The organism is Nocardioides sp. CPCC 206348 (assembly GCF_048654705.1).
In the GTDB taxonomy this organism is placed as follows: domain Bacteria; phylum Actinomycetota; class Actinomycetes; order Propionibacteriales; family Nocardioidaceae; genus Nocardioides.
On sequence record NZ_JBMCZA010000078.1, the window covers coordinates 18952 to 19506 of the forward strand.

1 pseudogene is annotated in these 555 nt (G+C 76.9%); it reads right to left on the reverse strand.

Going from position 1 to position 555, the window contains the following annotated elements:
• Positions 1-555, reverse strand: a pseudogene (locus ACOADB_RS03680) (chromosome segregation protein SMC); the annotation flags it as partial.

Consider the following 555-nt stretch of genomic DNA (forward strand, 5'->3'; position numbering starts at 1 on the left):
AGCGGTCGAGAGTCGGCCGATCTCCTCCTCGGCGGCACTGGCGCGCGAGCGGAGCGTGTTGACCTGGCCGTGCAGCCGGGCCAGGCCCTCGCGTCGGTCGGCGGCGGCCCGGAGCAGGCCGGCGACCCGGCGCTCCTCGTTGGCTGCCGCTTCCTCAGCGGTACGACGGCCCTGGACCGCCGCTTCGAGCGCAGCCTGCTGCTCGGCGACCTGGGCGACGATCCCGGCCTCCTGCTCGGCCAGGCGCGCGGCCTCGGCCTCGAGCTCGTCGGGGTCCCGTCCGTCCGGGGCGCCGTCGGCGTCCGCGGCACCGGCGGCGTTGCGCACCCGCTCGGTCGCGAGACTGAGCGTGCCGCGGAAGCGTTCGCGCAGCGCGTTAAGCGACGAGAGGGTCTCCTGGGCCGCAGAGAGGGCCGGAAGGTCCTCGCGCAGGGCGGCCTCAAGGACGGCCTCCTGCTCGCGGGCGGCGGCCACGGCGGCCTCGACCTCGGCGCGGCGGGTGACCAGCACGCTCTCGTCGGCGAGCTCCTGCTCGAGGGCGGTGCGGGCGGTGAC